The organism is Haloferax massiliensis, from assembly GCF_001368915.1.
Taxonomy (GTDB): domain Archaea; phylum Halobacteriota; class Halobacteria; order Halobacteriales; family Haloferacaceae; genus Haloferax; species Haloferax massiliensis.
Genome location: NZ_CSTE01000002.1, coordinates 1,815,200 through 1,831,225, shown reverse-complemented (window position 1 = coordinate 1,831,225; position 16,026 = coordinate 1,815,200). Strand labels below are relative to the sequence as shown.

Annotated in this window: 18 protein-coding genes; 10 read left to right on the top strand and 8 right to left on the bottom strand. The window is 68.0% G+C overall.

Annotated elements, in window-relative coordinates:
• Nucleotide 1: 1 nt before the first annotated feature.
• On the bottom strand, nucleotides 2-964 hold the full coding sequence (locus tag BN996_RS13495) for an alpha/beta fold hydrolase (protein WP_089779765.1): 963 nt from the start codon (nucleotides 962-964) through the stop codon (nucleotides 2-4).
• 142 nt (nucleotides 965-1,106) lie between these two features.
• Nucleotides 1,107-2,477, bottom strand: a complete 1,371-nt coding sequence (gene glnA / locus BN996_RS13490) for a type I glutamate--ammonia ligase (protein ID WP_089779763.1) — start codon at nucleotides 2,475-2,477, stop codon at nucleotides 1,107-1,109.
• Nucleotides 2,478-2,603: 126 nt separating this feature from the next.
• On the opposite strand from glnA, the gene lrp reads away from it, so the two are divergent.
• Complete coding sequence (lrp, locus tag BN996_RS13485; RefSeq protein WP_089779760.1) at nucleotides 2,604-3,062, top strand: HTH-type transcriptional regulator Lrp; 459 nt, start codon at nucleotides 2,604-2,606, stop codon at nucleotides 3,060-3,062.
• A 5-nt stretch (nucleotides 3,063-3,067) separates the two neighbouring features.
• On the opposite strand, the gene BN996_RS20195 is transcribed toward lrp, so the two are convergent.
• Nucleotides 3,068-3,220 carry a hypothetical protein gene (locus tag BN996_RS20195; RefSeq protein ID WP_167321014.1) on the bottom strand — a complete coding sequence of 51 codons (153 nt, stop codon included), beginning with the start codon at nucleotides 3,218-3,220 and terminating at the stop codon, nucleotides 3,068-3,070.
• 279 nt (nucleotides 3,221-3,499) lie between these two features.
• Nucleotides 3,500-4,582: an aminopeptidase gene (locus BN996_RS13480; protein ID WP_089779758.1), complete on the bottom strand. Its 1,083-nt coding sequence runs from the start codon at nucleotides 4,580-4,582 to the stop codon at nucleotides 3,500-3,502.
• Nucleotides 4,583-4,698: 116 nt separating this feature from the next.
• Between BN996_RS13480 and BN996_RS13475 the strand changes: the two genes are divergently transcribed.
• Nucleotides 4,699-5,724 (top strand): threonine aldolase family protein, encoded by a 1,026-nt coding sequence (locus tag BN996_RS13475; protein WP_089779756.1) that lies wholly within the window; start codon nucleotides 4,699-4,701, stop codon nucleotides 5,722-5,724.
• 60 nt (nucleotides 5,725-5,784) lie between these two features.
• Here the strand turns inward: BN996_RS13475 and BN996_RS13470 are convergent, their stop codons facing one another.
• On the bottom strand, nucleotides 5,785-6,729 hold the full coding sequence (locus tag BN996_RS13470) for a cation diffusion facilitator family transporter (protein ID WP_089779754.1): 945 nt from the start codon (nucleotides 6,727-6,729) through the stop codon (nucleotides 5,785-5,787).
• Nucleotides 6,730-6,894: 165 nt separating this feature from the next.
• Here BN996_RS13470 and BN996_RS13465 point away from each other — a divergent pair, with 165 nt between their 5' ends.
• Nucleotides 6,895-7,413: a metallophosphoesterase gene (locus tag BN996_RS13465; RefSeq protein ID WP_089779752.1), complete on the top strand. Its 519-nt coding sequence runs from the start codon at nucleotides 6,895-6,897 to the stop codon at nucleotides 7,411-7,413.
• Between the two features lie 207 nt (nucleotides 7,414-7,620).
• On the opposite strand, the gene BN996_RS13460 is transcribed toward BN996_RS13465, so the two are convergent.
• Complete coding sequence (locus BN996_RS13460) at nucleotides 7,621-8,583, bottom strand: ArsR/SmtB family transcription factor (RefSeq protein WP_089779750.1); 963 nt, start codon at nucleotides 8,581-8,583, stop codon at nucleotides 7,621-7,623.
• Between the two features lie 96 nt (nucleotides 8,584-8,679).
• Between BN996_RS13460 and BN996_RS20190 the strand changes: the two genes are divergently transcribed.
• From BN996_RS20190 to BN996_RS13445, 3 genes are read left to right on the top strand one after another with little or no spacing between them, the layout of a single operon-like run.
• Nucleotides 8,680-8,847, top strand: a complete 168-nt coding sequence (locus tag BN996_RS20190) for a DUF7859 family protein (protein ID WP_167321013.1) — start codon at nucleotides 8,680-8,682, stop codon at nucleotides 8,845-8,847.
• Between the two features lie 46 nt (nucleotides 8,848-8,893).
• The gene (locus tag BN996_RS13450) at nucleotides 8,894-10,093 is read left to right on the top strand and encodes an inorganic phosphate transporter (RefSeq protein WP_089779745.1); all 1,200 of its coding nucleotides are present in this window, start codon (nucleotides 8,894-8,896) and stop codon (nucleotides 10,091-10,093) included.
• Nucleotides 10,090-10,365 (top strand): hypothetical protein, encoded by a 276-nt coding sequence (locus BN996_RS13445; protein WP_089779743.1) that lies wholly within the window; start codon nucleotides 10,090-10,092, stop codon nucleotides 10,363-10,365. The genes BN996_RS13450 and BN996_RS13445 overlap by 4 nt, the downstream gene beginning before the upstream one ends.
• Before the next feature lie 73 nt (nucleotides 10,366-10,438).
• On the opposite strand, the gene BN996_RS13440 is transcribed toward BN996_RS13445, so the two are convergent.
• Nucleotides 10,439-11,839: a hemolysin family protein gene (locus tag BN996_RS13440; protein WP_089779741.1), complete on the bottom strand. Its 1,401-nt coding sequence runs from the start codon at nucleotides 11,837-11,839 to the stop codon at nucleotides 10,439-10,441.
• Between the two features lie 160 nt (nucleotides 11,840-11,999).
• Between BN996_RS13440 and BN996_RS13435 the strand changes: the two genes are divergently transcribed.
• From BN996_RS13435 to BN996_RS13425, 3 genes are all read left to right on the top strand, one after another.
• Nucleotides 12,000-12,263, top strand: a complete 264-nt coding sequence (locus BN996_RS13435; protein ID WP_089779739.1) for a glutaredoxin family protein — start codon at nucleotides 12,000-12,002, stop codon at nucleotides 12,261-12,263.
• Nucleotides 12,263-12,769 (top strand): redoxin domain-containing protein, encoded by a 507-nt coding sequence (locus tag BN996_RS13430; RefSeq protein WP_089779737.1) that lies wholly within the window; start codon nucleotides 12,263-12,265, stop codon nucleotides 12,767-12,769. The genes BN996_RS13435 and BN996_RS13430 overlap by 1 nt, the downstream gene beginning before the upstream one ends.
• Before the next feature lie 125 nt (nucleotides 12,770-12,894).
• Nucleotides 12,895-13,497 carry an L-threonylcarbamoyladenylate synthase gene (locus tag BN996_RS13425; protein WP_089779735.1) on the top strand — a complete coding sequence of 201 codons (603 nt, stop codon included), beginning with the start codon at nucleotides 12,895-12,897 and terminating at the stop codon, nucleotides 13,495-13,497.
• A gap of 50 nt (nucleotides 13,498-13,547) precedes the next feature.
• Here the strand turns inward: BN996_RS13425 and BN996_RS13420 are convergent, their stop codons facing one another.
• A complete protein-coding gene (locus BN996_RS13420) occupies nucleotides 13,548-14,264 on the bottom strand; it encodes a CRISPR-associated protein Cas4 (protein ID WP_089779733.1) in 717 nt (238 codons plus the stop codon).
• Nucleotides 14,265-14,368: 104 nt separating this feature from the next.
• Here BN996_RS13420 and BN996_RS13415 point away from each other — a divergent pair, with 104 nt between their 5' ends.
• Nucleotides 14,369-15,964: a spermidine synthase gene (locus tag BN996_RS13415; protein WP_089779731.1), complete on the top strand. Its 1,596-nt coding sequence runs from the start codon at nucleotides 14,369-14,371 to the stop codon at nucleotides 15,962-15,964.
• Nucleotides 15,965-16,026 lie beyond the last annotated feature (62 nt).

The following is a 16,026-nucleotide window of genomic DNA, read 5'->3' as shown; positions in this document are numbered from 1 at the left end:
GCTACGCCCGAGCGGCGGCGACGACGTCGGCGCACGCGTCGGGGTGACCGAGCCACGGAATGTGGCCGGCGGCGAGCGTTTCGAGCCGCGAGTCCGTCATCGACGCAATCGTCTCTCGGACGTCTTCGGGCGTGCCGAGGAAGTCTTCGTCACCCCAGACGAACGTCGTCGGCCGTTCGACGGCCCGCAGTTCGGACGGCGTCAGCCGTGCGCCCGCACGCCAGCCGCTGAGCGTCATGAACGACTTAAGTTCGCTGACCCCGACGGCCGACGCCCGCGGGTTGCGGTCGTGGGCGACCCTCGCGGCGACGAGTTCGGGGTATCGCCGAATCGTCCGGTCTTCTCCGACGACGGCCAGTTGCTCGACGACTGTCGCCTCGGTCGGGTGTCCCCGCGGGACGAGCAGTCGGGCGACAATCGGGACCGTGAACAGCCGAAGCGGAATCGGCGGGTTGGTCCCGGGAAACGCCGGAACGCCGCCGACGGCGACGAGTCGGCGGACTCGGCCGGGGCGCGCGAGAGCGAACGCGAGTCCCCAGTAGCCGCCCGTCGAATGTCCGACGACGTCCACGCGGTCGACGTCGAGCGCGTCGAGCACCCCGTCGAGGACATCGACTGCCACCCGGCGCTGGGTGTCGGCGTCGTATCGGAAGTCGTCGCTCAGGCCCCAACCGGGGCGGTCGAGCGCGAGCATCCGCGCGCCGCCGAGCCGACCCATCAGCGGGGCGAACATCGCGCCGAAGTTCATCACGCCGTGGACGAAAACCAGCGGCGGCTCGTTGGTCGGCTCGCCGGCGTCGACGACGTGGACTCGGCACGCCGGCGAGTCGAGGTCGACGTACCGCGACTCGAACGAGACTCCTTCCGCCTCGAACGCGACCCGTTGGGCCGTCCCGAACTCGCGCTTCGCGTCTGCGGTTTCCGCATCGGGCGACCGGCCGTCGGTTCTCCGTGTGGACGCCATCCGTCTACTGGGTAGCGTAGTCTGTGCACGGTGTTAACTATTGTCTGTGGTGCCTGCTCCGGACCGGCGCACTCGCGAATAGTCCGCGAGCTACCGGGTTCGGCGGCGGCAAAAAATAGTCCGTGTTGGGCGCGCGCGACGGTTAGAACGTTTCGAGGTACCGGTCGAGCTCCCACTGGGAGACGTCGACGAGGTAGTCCTTGAACTCGGAGCGCTTGGCTTCGACGAACTTCTCGAAGACGTGGTCGCCCAGGGCGTTCTGGATGACTTCGTCCTCTTCGAGGGCGTCGACGGCGCCGCCGAGGTCCTTCGGGAGCGTCTCGATGCCGTACTCTTCGCGCTTCTCCTCGTCGAACTCGTAGATGTTCTCGCGGACCGGGTCGGGGCAGTCGAGACCCTTCTCGACGCCGTCGAGACCGGCGTGGATGAGCGCGGCGAACGCGAGGTACGGGTTACAGGACGGGTCGGGGAAGCGGGCCTCGATGCGCGAGGCGGCCGGCGTGCGGGCGGCCGGCTTGCGGATGAGCGCCGAGCGGTTGCGGTCGGACCACGCGATGTAGACCGGCGCTTCGTAGCCGGGGACGAGGCGCTTGTAGGAGTTGACCGTCGGGTCGGCGACCGCCGTGATTGCGGGCGCGTGTTCGAGGATACCCGCGACGAAGCTCTTTGCCGTGTCGCTCAGGTCGAACTCGTCGTCGCCGTCGTGGAACGCGTTCTCGCCGTCCTGGAACAGCGAGATGTGGGTGTGCATCCCGGAGCCGTTGATGCGCGGGATGGGCTTGGGCATGAACGTCGCGTGGAGGTCGTGTTCGGACGCGATGGCGCGGACGACGGACCGGAAGGTTGCGACGTTGTCGGCCGTCGACAGCGCGTCGTCGTACGTGAAGTTAATCTCGTGTTGGCCCTCGGCGACCTCGTGGTGCGAGGCCTCGATGTCGAAGCCCATGCTTTCGAGGCCGTAGATGATGTCGCGGCGCACGTCGGACGCGAGGTCCTTCGGCGCGAGGTCGAAGTAGCCGCCGGCGTCGTTCGTGACGGTCGTCGCGCGGCCGTTCTCGTCTTCTTCGAACAGGAAGAACTCCGGTTCGGGTGCGACGTTCACGTCATAGCCGAGTTCCTCGGCGCGGTCGATAGCGCGCTTGAGGACGCCGCGCGGGTCGCCGCTGAAGGGCTCGCCGGTGGACGTGTTGAACACGTCACAGATGAGACGCCCGGCGGCGCTGTTTTCCTTCTTCCGCCACGGGAGGACGGCGAACGTCGACGGGTCGGGTTCGAGGCGCATGTCGGACTCCTGGATGCGCACGAAGCCGTCGATGGAGGAACCGTCGAAGTAGATTCCCTCGGTGAACGCCTTCTCGGCCTGCGAGGCCGGAATGGAGACGTTCTTGACCGTTCCGAGAATGTCGGTGAACTGCAGTCGGAGGAAGTCGACATTCTTCTCTTCGATCTCGTCGATGACCGACTGTGCCTCGTCGCTCAGGCCGCCGTCGGTGAGTGCGTTGTCTTCCGTCATTTTCCTGAACACGCGATTCGAACACCCGCACTATAAAGACCTTTCCGCTTAATGCAATTCCCCGCGGTGTGCCACAGAATTGGATATTCGTAAAATTCTAATGCCCCGGGAGGGTGTGTAGATGTAATGACGTACGAAAACCTCGACGCGAAGCTCATCAACGCGCTCCTCGGCGACGGCCGAGCGAGCCTGCGAAGCCTCGCCGAAGAACTCGACGTGTCGGTGACGACCGTCTCGAATCACCTGCGAGACCTCGAAGACGAGGGGGTTATCGAGGGCTACACGCCCCGCGTCAACTACGACGCGCTCGGCTACGACGTGACCGCCGTCATCCAACTGAAAGTCGAGGGCTCCGCGCTCCCCGAAATCACCGAGCGCCTCCGCGCGGAAAAGCAGATGATTTCGGTGTACGAGGTCACCGGCGACTACGACATCATCGCTATCGGCAAGTTCCGCGACACCGACGGCATGAACACCCAGATCAAGAAACTGCTCACCGACGCGGACATCCGCGAGTCCAACACGTCGGTCGTGCTCAACGCAGTCTCCGAAAACGAGCAGTTCGACCTCGAACTCGACCAGTAACGCCGTCAGACGATTCGCGTTTTTACGTCGCGCATCTCGGAGTCGCAGTAGGGACACCGGTACCGCGTCTCGAAACCGTCGGGCGTCGTCGTGGTCGCCGTTTCTATCTCGTGGACCGCCACGTCGCGCCCACACTCTCGACACTGAACCGCTGGCATCGGTTCGTGTTCGTCGACTGGTCGAAATAAATCTACTGGCATGTGTGTATAGTTGTCACTCTCCCGTCTATAGATGGAAGGGCACCGCTTCGACTGGAGACTCCGAGTTTCGCTCGATGCGGCCGGAGTTCCGCCCGCGTTTCCGCGCCGTTTTCGACGGCCGCTCGAAGGCTCCCGTTTCGACTGGAAAACCCGACGACACGGGTCGATTCATCGCCCGATAAACTGGAGCTGAAATGTTGCGAGTTGTCCGCTTAACGGGCGAAGCCGCCGACCCGGTCAGAACTCGTCTTCGAAGACGAACGTGCCGTTTCGCTGGACGACCTCACCGTCGACTTCGATGACCGAGTCTTCGGACATGTCGACGATCATATCGACGTGCTCGGCGCTCTCGTTGAGTTCGTTTTCCGCGCCGACCGTCTCGGGGTACGCCGATCCGACGGCCATGTGGACGGTGTCGCCCATCTTCTCGTCGAACAGCATGTTGTAGGTGAACTGGTCGATGCTGCGGTTCATGCCGATGCCGAGCTCGCCGAGGTAGCGCGCGCCCTCGTCGGTGTCGAACACGCCGTCTAAGACCTCCTCGTTCCCCTCGGCGGAGTAGTCGACGACCTCGCCGTCCTCGAAGCGGACGCGGACGCCGGAGACCTCGCGGCCCTGCCGGTACAGCGGCAGGTCGAAGTAGACCTCGCCGTTCACGGACTCTTTCACGGGCGCGGTGAACACCTCGCCGCCGGGGAGGTTGTGTTCGGCCGTGTCGTTGATGGCGGTGTTGCCGGCGATGCTCATCGTCACGTCGGTCTCGTCGCCCGACGTGATGCGGACCTCGTCGCCGTCGTTGAGGATGTCGACCAACTGCTGTTGGAGTTCGCCCTGCGCGTCCCAGTCGAGGGTGACGGCGTCGTAGACGAAGTTCTCGTAGGCCTCGGTGCTCATGCCCGCGAGCTGGGCGCTCCCCTTCGCGGGGAACTGGGTGAGACACCAGCGCTTCGAGAGCATCTCGCCCTGCACGGGCTTGTAGGCGCGCTTGTACGCGGCGTTCGTCTCCGGCGGCACGTCGCTCTGTTCGGTCGCGTTCGTCTCGCCGCGGACGCGGATGATGACGTCCGTCTCCTCGTAGAGCGCCAGCACGTGCGCGGGCGTCTCGTAGTCGTCGTCGCCGGCGCGGAGGAACGCGCGGGTGAACCGCGGGTTCGCGTCCATCGCGACGACGTTCGCGCCGCGGTCGCCGAGGAGTTCGTGGACGGCCGTGACGAGGTCCTCGGCCACCGCGGGCGCGGAGACGACGACGTTGTCGCCGGCCTCGACGCTCGTGGAGTGGTCGACGATGGTCTGTGCGTGCTCGCGGATGCGCGGGTCCATACCGCGTCGTGTGTGTCCCCGGGGCAAACACCTTTCGAAGCGCAAATATTGCGACACCGCGGGGAAACGCCCCGCGGACCATCGTTTATTTCTCCGTCGGCGCGGTCTCTCCGCGCATGATAGACCTCCGAAGCGACACCGTCACGCTCCCGTCCGACGAGATGCGCGAGGCCGCCCGCGACGCCGCCGTCGGCGACGACGTGTACGGCGACGACCCGACCGTGAACGAACTCGAAGCGCGCGCCGCCGAGCTGGTCGGAAAGGAGGCCGCGCTGTTCGTGCCGTCGGGGACGATGGGCAACCAAATCGCCGCCCGCGTCCACGCCGACCCCGGCCAAGAGGCGCTCGTTGACGAGAAGGCGCACGTCTACAAGTGGGAGGTCGGCGGCTTCGCCCAGCTTTCGGGCCTGCAGGTCCGCGCCTACGACGCCGGCGAGCGCGCCGCGCCGACGCCCGAACAGGTCCGCGACCACGCCCGCGAGGAGTCGCTTCACGTCGCCGGCACGGGCGTCCTCTGCCTCGAAAACACCCACAACGCCCGCGGCGGCGTCGCGGTCCCGAAAGCCGACGTCGACGCCGCGGCCGACGCCGCCCGCGACCTCGGGATTCCGGTCCACCTCGACGGCGCGCGCCTGTTCAACGCCTGCGTCGCCCTCGACGAGGACCCGACGGCGATGGTCGAGCGCGTCGACACGGTGATGTTCTGTCTCTCGAAGGGGCTCGGCGCGCCCGTCGGCTCGATGCTCGCCGGTTCCGAGGCGTTCATCGAGGAGGCCGTCCGCGTCAGAAAGCAGTTCGGCGGCGGCATGCGGCAGGCCGGTCTCATCGCCGCGCCGGGGCTCGTCGCGCTCGACAACGTCGACCGCCTCGCCGACGACCACGCGAACGCGACGGTCCTCGCCGAGGGTCTCGACGCCGTCTCCGGCCTCTCGGTGCCGACGCCCGACACGAACATCGTCGTCGTCGACTCCGAGGGCGCTGGGATGACGGCCGAGGCGTTCGTGGAGTTGTGCGACGAGGCAGGCGTTCTCGGCGGCACGTTCGGCGAGTACCACACCCGCTTTACGACGAACCTGAACGTCTCGCGCGAGGACGTGGAAGAAGCGGTCGAACTCGTCGCCGACGCGGTCGAATCGCGGTAGGTCGAGAGGGGCCGCCGTGAGTCGCGGTCGGCCGCTGGCGGCCCACTCGGTTCGTTCGGATTACAACTCGGGTTCGATGTAGACGAAGTGGACCCGGTCGTCGGCCGCCCTGAGTTCGGACTCGATTTCGGTGATGTGGTCGTCCAACTCTTCGGTGTCGAGTTCGGGGTCGAAGCTCACGTCGAGGGCGACGAGCAGTTTCTCCGGGCCGACGTAGCTCGCGCGGAAGTGGTCGACGTGGACGACCCGCGGGTCGTTTTTCACGATGTCGCGGAGGGCCTGTTCCTCGTCCACGGGGACGCTCTCGCCGATGAGGAGGCGCTTGTTCTCCCACGCGAGCGCGATGGCGAAGCCCATGAGCAGTATCCCGATGAGGAGCGCCGCGGCGGCGTCGAACATCTCGTTGCCCGTGAACTCGGTGAGGCCGATGCCGACGAGCGCGAGCACCGCGCCGGTGAGCGCGACGGTGTCCTCGGTGAACGCCGTGAGCGTCGTCACGTCGCTCGTCTGCCGGAAGGCCTCGACGAGGCCGGTCCACTCGTACTCCTCTATCTGCCGGCGGAGTTCGGCGTGCGCCTTCAGGAAGGCGTAGCTCTCGAAGGCGATCGCCCCGAGGAGGATGGCGACGTTGACCCACACGGGCTCGATTTCGAAGCCGGCGAGGACGAGCGCCTCGCCGCCCCCGCCGTGGGCGGGGTGCATCAGGGCGTCGTAGCCGTGTTTGGCCGACTCCCAGCCGGCGATGCCGAACAGCATCACGGAGACGAGAAACGAGTAGAAGAACTGCGATTTCCCGTGACCGAAGGGATGGGACTGCGTCTCGCCGCGCTTGCTGTCGCGGATGCCGATGAGGAGAAACACCTGGTTGCCGGTGTCGGAGATGGAGTGGTACGTTTCGGAGAGCATGGAGGGACTCCCGGTCGCGAGGAAGCCGAGGAACTTGAGAATCGCAATCGCTCCGTTCGCGAAGAGCGCGGCGACGACGACGGACGTACTGCCTGCCATGTCGTGGGCCACTCCCCCCGCCCGGATAGAGCTACCGACGCAGAACCGGGACACCGCTCGCCGACCGCGGCGGTCCCCGACCGGTCCTGACCGCCTCCGACCGCCTCCGACCGACCCGACGCAACAGTCGGTAGGTTTCAATCCCTCCGGCCCCTAGCCCGGCGCATGCTCGTCGTCGTCTCCGACACCCACAGCACGGACGGTCATCGACTGACTAACCGAACCCTCGACGCGGTCCGCGAGGCCGACCTCGTCGTCCACGCGGGCGACTTCATGCGCGAGTCCGTCCTCGACGCGTTCATCGACGAAGCCGACAGCTTCCTCGCGGTGTACGGCAACAACGACGGATCAGAGATACGCGACCGGGTTCCCGCGGCGCGGAACGTCACCTACGGCGGCGTCGAGTTCGCGGTGACCCACACCCGCCGCGGCGGGAACACCGCGCTGTCGATGTTCGGCCGCGAGCGCGGCGCCGACGCGGTCATCTTCGGCCACAGCCACCGGCCGGGCTTCCACGGCACCGGGCCGATTCCGCTCCTCAATCCGGGGAGCCACGCCCAACCGCGGGGCAACCGCAAGGCCCACGCGGAACTAGAGGAACTGCCGGACGGCGGACTCCGCGGGCGACTCGTCACGGTCGACGGCGACACCTTCGAGACGTTCCGCATCGTCCCCGACGAATAGCGGGGCGAGGTCCGGTGGAGGGCCGGAAGAATCAGCGGGAACAGACCCGAGCGGGTCTGTTGAGGGTAGTCCGAGGCCACGCGGACGACGGGGTGAGGGGCAGGGGCACGGATGGCAGTCCCGTCGCCGTTGGGGGCCACGCGCGACCTCGTACTCACTCCTACGGGTGACGGTATCAAATACGCACCGTAAGCTCAAACAGCCGTTTTAGTCACGCAGTACGCCCACCGCGACCCACGCGAGAAGCACGGTCAGCCCGCCGAGGAAGAACAGCGCCCCCGGCGAGAGCGACCCGATTGCTCCCGCGAGCCCGTTCGACCCGCTCGTGAGCTGTGCCGCGGTCTCCGTGGCCGTCTGTGCGACCGGCGTGTCCGGAACCGGCGTCGGCGTCGCGGCCGCGGTCTCCGTCGCGGTCCGCGCGGCCTCCGTCACCGTCGGCGTCGACTCGACCGCCGTCCGGGTCGCCTCCGCGGTCTGCGCCGTCGGATCCGACGTCGTGGTCACCTCGGCGATGCCGAACCCGCCGCCGTCGGTCGTCGTCGCCGTCTCCGTGGCCGTCCGCGTCGCGGTCGACGTTGGCTCGGCCGCCGCGGTCGTGGTGGCCGCATCGGCCTGATGGGTCGCGTTGAGTCCGCTTCCCGCCCCGCCGCTCTGGCCGGCTTCGGAACCGCCAGCGCCGTCCGCGCCGCCGCCCGAGGCGCCGAAACCGAACGGGAGCACCGACCCGGTTCGGGCGAGTCGGTTCACGACGGCCGCGCCGATGCCGAGGACGCCGACGCCGCCGATGAGGCGCGTGAGCGCGCCCTTCAGCCCCTTCGTCTCGTCCTCGCGTCCGGCGACGACGACGAGTGCCCGGTCGGCGGGCGTGTAGACCTTCATCTCGCGGCCCTTCTCGGAGTACCTCGTGTCCGCCACTTCGATGAGGCCCGCTTCCGAGAGGTTGCCGAGGTGGTACTGGACGTTCTGGAGGGACGTGTCGACCTCGGTTGCGAGGTCGGAGGGCGTCGCCGGCGACTCGTGGAGCGACGCGAGGACGGACCGGGCGGTCGACGAGGAGATGGCTCCGAGCAGGTCGTCGGCCTCGTCGCTGTCGAGGCCGATGACTCGCGGGTCTCGGTCACCCCGGTCGTCGTCCGAATCGCCCGGGCTGGAGGGGATGAGGTCGGCCATCGAATCGGCGTTACTCGCCGCTTCCCATGAGTGTTCGTATTCTTTCACGACGCGTCGCCGAAATTGCTATACCTCGTGCCCGCCGAACCCATCCACATGACCGACCCTCTGGTCGTAGACGGCCTCGTCGACTTTCTCGCGGGGAATCCCGTGTTCGTCGGGCTGCTCGTCGCGCTGTTGCTCTTCGTCTTCTTCGGGTATCTCCTCGTCCGTCGGACGCTTCTCGGACTGAGCGAGGGGTACGACGAGGCGCGCCGCCGCTGATGGACGGGACAACAGCCGACGCCGACGACCGCCGGGGGGTCGCCCCGTGGTAGCCGCCGCGACGCTCGCCACGTTCGTCGTCGCCGCGCTCGCCAGCCTGTTCATGGCGTGGGCCATCGGCGCGGGGTCGTCTGGGTCGACGCCGTTCGCGCCCGCCGTCGGAGCCAACGCCATCTCGGTGATGCGCGCGGGTTTCATCGTCGGCCTGCTCGGCTTCGCCGGGGCGTTCCTGCAGGGAGCGAACGTCACCAACGCGGTCGGCACCGAACTCATCGGCGGCGTCACGCTGACCGCCGCGGCCGCGGTCGTCGCGCTGCTCACCGCGGCGGTGCTCGTCGCGCTCGGCGTCTTCGCCGGCTACCCCATCGCCACCGCCTTCACGGTCACCGGCGCGGTGGTCGGCGTCGGCCTCGCCATGGGCGGCGACCCCGCGTGGGCGAAGTACCAACAGATCGTCTCGCTGTGGGTGCTCACGCCCTTCGTCGGCGGCGGCGCGTCGTACGCGACCGCTCGCCTCCTCCGCGCCGACGGCGTCTCCGAGCGGTGGACCGTCCCCGCGCTCGCCGGCATCGTCGGGCTGCTCGTCGCCAACATGGAGTTCGCCGGCCTCGGCGGCGCGTCGGGGTCGGCCTCGGTCGCCCGGGCCGCCGCGGTCGAACTGACCGGAGTGGCCGGCCTCGGCGAGACCGTCTGGTTCGTCGCCGCCGTACTCCTCGTCGCCCTCGCCGCGGCCGCCGTAGTCGGCCGGTGGGTGACGACCGACAAGACCCGGGGCCAGCGGCGGTTCCTGCTCGTCCTCGGCGGCCTCGTGGCGTTCTCGGCCGGTGGCAGTCAGGTCGGCCTCGCAATCGGACCGCTCGTCCCCCTTCTCGACGCGGTCGCGGTCCCGCTTCCGGCGCTCCTCGTCGGCGGCGGACTGGGCCTCCTCGCGGGGTCGTGGACCGGCGCGCCGCGCATGATTAAGGCGCTCGCGCAGGACTACTCTTCGCTCGGGCCGCGGCGCTCCATCGCGGCGATGATTCCCTCGTTCGCCATCGCCCAGACCGCCGTCGCCCTCGGCGTCCCCGTCTCGTTCAACGAGATTATCGTCAGCGCCATCATCGGCTCCGGCTACGCCGCCGGCGGGTCGGGCGTCTCCGGGCGGAAAATGCTGTACACGGTCCTCGCGTGGGTCGGCTCGCTCGCCCTCGCATTCGGGCTGGGCTACGGCGTCTTTACGCTCGTGTCGAGCGTACTCGGTCTGTGAACGTTCGTGGCCTCCGCGTCGCGCTCGCCACCCTCGTCGCCGCGCTCTGGGCCGCCTTCGGCGTCTACCACGTCGCGATGGCGGTCGTGACCGGTATCTCGCTCCGCGGGTTCGCCTTCGGTACCGTCGGGCTCGGCGGGTTCGCGCTGGCGATTCGCTTTCGTGGACGGGCACGACGGCTCGGCGACGGCACCGCCGACGCGACCGGGCTGGTGTTCCTCGCGCTGGCGTCGCTGGTGCTCGTGTTCCTCTCGTTTACGCTTCTCGGGTGAGTCCCGCGGACGACGGGTCGAAAACGAGTTCCGCGTGCGGTCGGCCGCCGAGACGGACCGGGTGCCGTCCCGATTAGGTGTCGGGTTCGACTTCCGCTTCCTCGTCGCCGTTCTCGTCGCCGTCGCCGTCGGCGGCTTCGACGCCCGTGTTGGTCTGGATGCGCGCTTTCATGATGCGCGTGTTGTCGACCTGCTCGATGCGGATGATGATGTCGTTGTAGCTGATCTCTTCGCCCTCCTCGACGAGGCGACCGGCGCGGTTGAAGATGAAGCCGGCGAGCGTCTCGAACTCCTCGCCCTCAGGGAGTTCGATGTCGAGCATCTCGTTGACCTCGTCGATGTTGACCTCGCCGCGGACGAGGTAGGTGTTCTCGCTGACCTCCTCGAACGGCTCTTCCTCGTCGCCTTCGAGGATGTCGCCGACGATTTCCTCGACCATGTCTTCGAGGGTGATGAGCCCCTCCGTGGTCCCGAACTCGTCGATGACGACGACCATCTGCATCCGCGTGTCCTGCATCTCGGCCATCAGCTCGTCGACGTTCTTCGACTCGGGGACGTGGAGCGTCGGCGAGACGATGTCGGCGATGCCGACGCCGCGTTCGCCGTAGTACTTCTCGCGGACGAGGTTCCGGATGTTGACGATGCCGATGATGTTGTCGAGGTTGCCGTCGTACACGGGAACCCGCTCGTGGTCGGCCTGCACGCACGTCTCGATGGCCTCGTCGATGGTCGCGTCCTTCGGGACGGCGGTCATGTCGAGGCGCGGGGTCATGACCTCCTTCGCGATGGTCGAGTTGAACCGGAAGATGCGGTCGAGCATCTCGCGTTCTTCCTCCTCGATGACGCCCTCGCGCTCGCCGGTCTCGATGAGGTTCTGAATCTCGTCGCGGGTGACGTAGGTCGTCTCGATGGCGGTCTGTCCGCCGGTGACCTTGTTGATGACGCGGGTCAGGTAGTCGAAGAAGACGACGAGCGGGAGCAACAGCAGTTCGGCGTATTTCAGGGGCCGCGCGATGCGGAGGGACCACGACTCGGTGTTTTCGACCGCGTAGGACTTCGGCGCGCTCTCGCCGAACAGCAGGACGACCGCCGTTATCCCGAACGTCGCGATCGCGACCGCCTCGCCCTGTTGGAAGCCGACGAAGACGAGTAGCCCGGTCGATATCGAGGACATCGCGATGTTCGCGATGTTGTTTCCGACCAGAATGGTCACGAGAAGCCGGTGCGGGTCGTCCTTGAGCGCTTTCACCCGTTCGGCACCCGGCACACCGTCTTCGACCATCGAGTCGACGCGGTGTTTTGCAAGCGAGAACATCGCGATCTCTGACGAGGAGAAGAACGCCGAGAGACCGATCAGGACGATGATTCCGATTACGCCGAGGACCGTTATCGTCGTGTCGTCCAGCGGAATGTTCGAGACCTGTGCGGCCGCGAGTGTCGTGGCTGGTGGTAACTGTAGCGGCGGCAAACCCATGTAACTACGTTGTCTTGCGCGGGACCGGAATTAAGAGTTGCCCTCGAACCCCCTCGCTCGACGTCTCGGTCGCCTTCGCCGAGTCGCCCGCCGAACCGATATTGCGGCGCGGATCCCCGCGAGCGAAGGGCTTAGGCGACGCTCTTCCCAACAACCCCGCATGTCCGACGAGCAACCGGCGATTACGCTGTACCGACTGCAGGCGTGCCCGTACTGCGAGCGGGTCGTCCGCACGCTCGACGAGCAGGGCCTCGCCTACCAGTCGCGGTTCGTCGAGCCGATGCACTCCGACCGGAACGTCGTCAAGCGCGTCTCGGGCAAGCGCTCGGTCCCGGCCATCGTCGACGACAACACCGGCGTCACGATGTCCGAGTCGGCGAACATCGTCGAGTACCTCGAACACACCTACGGGGAGGGAGCCTGATGCCGGACTTCGACGTCGTCTCCCTGCTCGACCACGACGCGCCGTCCGTGGGCGACACCGCCCCGGATTTCACCCGCCCGCTCGTCAACGCGGAGTTCTGGGAGGACGCCTCGCTCTCGGACCTCGCCGACGACGGGCCCGTCCTCCTCGTGTTCCACACGATGGCGGGCGCGTTCCCCGCAACGTACGTCTGGAACGAGCTCCGCGACCGCGGCGTCCCGGAGGACGTGCAGGCGGTCGGCGTCTCCATCTCGTCGCCGTACGAGCACAAGTCGTTCCTCGAAGCGCGCGACGTGGACGCCCGACTGTTCTCGGACCCCGCGGCCGGCGTCGCCGCCGACTACGACCTCGAACACGACCTCGACGGGATGACCGGCGTCACCGAACACCGCCCCGCCGTGTTCCTCCTCGACGAGGACCGAACGGTCCAGTACCGCTGGGTCGCCGACGAGTGGCCGGACTTCCCGGACTACGAGGGTATCGAGGACGCCCTCGACGACCTGTAGCCGGACTCGTCTCCGAAACGACGCGCGGGTCGGTTTCTCGACCCCGCCGCGCCGACCGCGCTCCCGTCCCCGCGCGGAATCGCCGTTTCGTCACGCTTTTTCGCCCGTTGCACGTCGGCTCTCTCATGAGCGACGACGACGTGCAGCGTGCCGCCGACGCCGTCCGCCGCGGCGAGGCGGTCGTCTACCCGACCGAGACGGTCTACGGCATGGGCGCGGACGCGACGAACGCCGACGCGGTCGAACGCGTCTTCGACATCAAGGGCCGCGACCGAGACAACCCGCTTTCCGCCGGCTTCCCCGACGTGGACGCCGCGCTGGAGCACGTCGTCGCCGACGCCCGCGAGGAGGCCTTTATGCGCCGGTTCCTCCCCGGGCCGGTGACGGTCGTCGTGGAGCGGCGCGACAGCCTCCCGGACGCGCTCGTCGCCGGCAAGGACCGCGTCGGCGTCCGCGTCCCCGACCACGAACTCGCGCTCGACCTCTTCCGCGCGGCCGGGACGCCCGTCACCGCGACCAGCGCCAACCGCTCCGGAACCGGGAGCATCACCCACCCCTCACAGCTCTCCGACGAGATTCGGGACGCCGTCGCCGTCGTCCTCGACGGGGGGACGACCCCCGGCACCGAGAGCACCGTCGTCGACCCCGGTCGCGGCGTCGTCCACCGCCGCGGCGCGATGGCCGACGACATCGAGGCGTGGTTAGACGAACACGCCGACGACGCGTAGCGGGCGGCGGCCGCCGTCTCGCCGCCCCGCCGTCGGCGACGCGACCCACCTCACCGCCCGAGCAGCGACGACAGCGACCACGTTTTCACGCCGCACCGCTCCCGGTAGGCGCACGACTCGCACTTCGCGGAGTCCCGGAGCCGCGACGGGACGAAATCGAGGTCGCGGGCGACGCGGAGCGTCCGCCGATAGGCCGCCTTGTTCCCCGTCGTGAGTCTGACCGTTCGGACGACGCCGACCGCCGGGTACTCGACCAGCGCCCGCGGTATCGACGCCTCGCGCTCCCACGCGAGCGCCTTCGCCAGCGCGACCGCCCTGACGCGCTGGGGCTCCCAGACCCCCCGTTCGGGCGGTTCTCCCGGCGAGACAAGCGAGGGAATCGGCGGCTGGTCGTCGTCGTCGTCGCCCTCGCCCTCGCCCTCGCCGTCGTCCCCGCCGGGACAGCGGACGAGTTTGTGCGCGACGCCGCGGCAGTCCTTGCCCGCGAGGAGTTCGTCGCGGGCGACGGGGTCGGTGAGCGCGTCCCAGTCGTCGCGCTCGCGGAGTCGGACGAGGTTCTCGCGGTACGCCGACGGCGACACCGAAATCGGCCGCGCCGCGAGTTCGTCGTCGTTGGCGTCGAGTAGGGCGGGATATTCGAAGGCGAGCGCGCGAACCTCGCGGACCGCGGGCGGCGGCGCTCTGTCGCCGTCGCGGCGGGCGTAGTAGAGCTGTCGCGGGCAGTATGCGGCGCGAGCGAGGTCGGACGCGGCGACGAGGGAGGACACGGACCGGCGTGGCCCCGTCATCGGCTAAGAGCGTTTGGACGCGACCGCTCGGCCCGTCGTCGCCGTGGGTGCATTAATACGGCCGCGTCCCTTGGTTGACTGACATGGCATCGACGCCCTCCTCCTCGTGGCTCCGGATGACGCGGCCCGAACTCGCCGTGTTCGTCTCCGGAATCACGAGCATGGGTCTGGAGATTCTCGCCGGGCGGATGGTCGCCCCCGAATTCGGTAGCAGTATCTACACGTGGGGGAGCATCATCGGGGTCTTTCTGGCGGCGCTGAGCCTCGGCTACCACCACGGCGGCCAGCGGGCCGAACGGGCCTCGCACGGGGCGCTCGTCCGCGTCTTCATCGGCACGGCGGCGTACATCGCGGGCGTCATCCTCCTCGGCGACCTGTTCATCCAGTCGACCGCCGGACTCCCCGTCCCGAGCCGGTTCGCGTCGCTCCCCGCCATCACGCTCCTGTTCGGCCCGCCGACCTACTACCTCGGCTTCATCAGTCCCTACGCGGCCGAACTCTCCGGGCGGTCCGACGTGGGCGCGGCCTCGGGCCACGTCTACGCCGTCGGCACCGTCGGCAGCATCATCGGCGCGTTCGCCACCACGTACTTCCTCATCCCCTCTCTGAGCGTCACCAACATCGGGCTCGTCTTCGGACTCGTCTCGGTCGTGACGGCGCTCGCGCTCGCCCGCCCGGACATCGGCCGCGACGAGGCGGTCTGGAGCGTCGGTATCGCCGCCGTCCTCGTCCTCGCGTCGCTGACCGGCGGCATCGGTCTCGACTCCCGCGGCACGACCGTCTACCACACCCAGACCGCCTATCAGGAGCTTCGCGTCGCCGACGCTGACGGGACGCGGACGCTCTACCTCGACGGCCAGCCCCACAGCGCGATGGACCTCGACGACCCGACGCGGCACGTCTTCGACTACACCTCGTACTTCCACGTCCCCTTCCTGTTGTCCGACGACATCGACCGCGTGCTGTTCGTCGGCGGCGGCGGGTTCACCGGCCCGCGCGTGTTCTTGGAGAAGTACCCGAACGTGACCGTCGACGTGGTCGAACTCGACCCCGAGGTCGTCTCCGTCGCCGAGGAGTACTTCGGCGTCGAGGAGTCGCCCCGCCTCAACGTCCACACGATGGACGGCCGGCAGTACCTCAGAGAGACGAACCGGACGTACGACCTCATCGTCCTCGACGCCTACCGGAAGGACAAGGTTCCGTTTCAGATGACGACACGGGAGTTCATGCAGCTCACCTCGGACCGCCTCGACGAGGACGGCGTCCTGTTCGCCAACCTCATCTCCGCGCCGAGCGGTCCGGCCTCGCAGTTCTACCGCGCGGAGTACAAGACGATGCGGTCGGTCTACCCGCAGGTGTACAGCTTCCCCACCGCGGGGAGCGTCGTCGTCCAGAACATCGAGGTCGTGGCGACGAAAGACGAGACGCTCGTGACGGCCGCGGAGCTACAGGCGCGCAACCAGCGCCGCGACATCGGCATCGACCTCGCGGCCGAACTCACGTCTTACCGGAACGACGAACCCACCGACGACGTGCCGCTTCTCACCGACGACCGCGCGCCCGTCGACAGCCTCTTGGACCCGATGGTCGGCCAGCGATACGTCGTCCAGCGCACGAACGAGACGAACGAGAGCGAAGCGGACGCCGCCGCCGCGCTCGCCGTCGCCCCTCGGTCGTAACTCCGACCCGCCCCTGACGACGCCGTCGTCCCGGTGTTTATAGTACCGGGAACCCACCGCTT

Coding starts and splice junctions, on each gene's coding strand:
- BN996_RS13495 (WP_089779765.1), bottom strand. CDS start 964: ATGGCGTCCACACGGAGAACCGACGGCCGGTCGCCCGATGCGGAAACC.
- glnA (WP_089779763.1), bottom strand. CDS start 2,477: ATGACGGAAGACAACGCACTCACCGACGGCGGCCTGAGCGACGAGGCA.
- lrp (WP_089779760.1), top strand. CDS start 2,604: ATGACGTACGAAAACCTCGACGCGAAGCTCATCAACGCGCTCCTCGGC.
- BN996_RS20195 (WP_167321014.1), bottom strand. CDS start 3,220: ATGCCAGCGGTTCAGTGTCGAGAGTGTGGGCGCGACGTGGCGGTCCAC.
- BN996_RS13480 (WP_089779758.1), bottom strand. CDS start 4,582: ATGGACCCGCGCATCCGCGAGCACGCACAGACCATCGTCGACCACTCC.
- BN996_RS13475 (WP_089779756.1), top strand. CDS start 4,699: ATGATAGACCTCCGAAGCGACACCGTCACGCTCCCGTCCGACGAGATG.
- BN996_RS13470 (WP_089779754.1), bottom strand. CDS start 6,729: ATGGCAGGCAGTACGTCCGTCGTCGTCGCCGCGCTCTTCGCGAACGGA.
- BN996_RS13465 (WP_089779752.1), top strand. CDS start 6,895: ATGCTCGTCGTCGTCTCCGACACCCACAGCACGGACGGTCATCGACTG.
- BN996_RS13460 (WP_089779750.1), bottom strand. CDS start 8,583: ATGGCCGACCTCATCCCCTCCAGCCCGGGCGATTCGGACGACGACCGG.
- BN996_RS20190 (WP_167321013.1), top strand. CDS start 8,680: ATGACCGACCCTCTGGTCGTAGACGGCCTCGTCGACTTTCTCGCGGGG.
- BN996_RS13440 (WP_089779741.1), bottom strand. CDS start 11,839: ATGGGTTTGCCGCCGCTACAGTTACCACCAGCCACGACACTCGCGGCC.
- BN996_RS13435 (WP_089779739.1), top strand. CDS start 12,000: ATGTCCGACGAGCAACCGGCGATTACGCTGTACCGACTGCAGGCGTGC.
- BN996_RS13430 (WP_089779737.1), top strand. CDS start 12,263: ATGCCGGACTTCGACGTCGTCTCCCTGCTCGACCACGACGCGCCGTCC.
- BN996_RS13425 (WP_089779735.1), top strand. CDS start 12,895: ATGAGCGACGACGACGTGCAGCGTGCCGCCGACGCCGTCCGCCGCGGC.
- BN996_RS13415 (WP_089779731.1), top strand. CDS start 14,369: ATGGCATCGACGCCCTCCTCCTCGTGGCTCCGGATGACGCGGCCCGAA.